This window comes from Sphingobium sp., from assembly GCF_041987595.1.
In the GTDB taxonomy this organism is placed as follows: domain Bacteria; phylum Pseudomonadota; class Alphaproteobacteria; order Sphingomonadales; family Sphingomonadaceae; genus Sphingobium.
Map to the genome: position 1 here is coordinate 1 of NZ_JBHIWJ010000210.1, position 740 is coordinate 740.

General features: G+C 45.9%; 1 protein-coding gene. It reads left to right on the forward strand.

The genetic code is table 11. From position 1 onward, the window contains the following. On the forward strand, positions 1-740 hold a 740-nt coding region (locus ACFC3J_RS22790), incomplete at both ends, for a hypothetical protein (protein WP_375198185.1).

Below are 740 nucleotides of genomic sequence, written 5' to 3' on the forward strand. Positions count from 1 at the left end.
GTCGATGCTCAAGACCGTCTTTGCCGAAGGGCTGGCCGGGAATGTGGCGGTCGTGCGTTTCCATGCAGCAAGAAAGGTTGAGCAAGAGCTAACCCGTAAAATTGGTACCGTTGAAGAGTCAGCTTGGAAGCAATTTAGAATTGCCAATGGTGGTGCGGAAGGTATCTCTGATTACATTCTAAACTATGGCACCGTTCAGTTTGACGAAAAAGGCGATCTGAAGCGTAGCGGTAAAAGCTTACATGAAGTGATGGAGCCAGTTAAAACAATCAAATTAAAACCTGAACATGAAGGTGATCAGAAGATTGATTTGTTAATGCGTCACTTTGCTGGCCGCCGGGCGTTAGAGCTTCACCGCCAGAAGCGTGAAAACCTGATCCCTAAAGAAACCGCTAAGGAATGGGCTCGACTTGGTAAAGACTACCCGGTGTTTGAGTCTATTCAGAAAGAGTATCAACAGTTCAATGATCGCATGATGGACTTTTACGAAGAAGCCGGAATGGTTACGCCTGAAGGCCGTAAGACGATGCAATCAATGAACAAGGACTATGTACCTTTCAACCGCATCCGTGATCAGCTTGCTGGTGGTAAAGGTGCGGCTAGTTCCGGGTTCCAAAAACTTAAAGGTGGCACCGCTAACCTGAATGATATTTTAGTGAACATTCAAGATGGTATAACGGCAAACGTCCGATCGGCATTAAACAACCGAGCTAAACAGCGACTTTATCAATACATTTCAG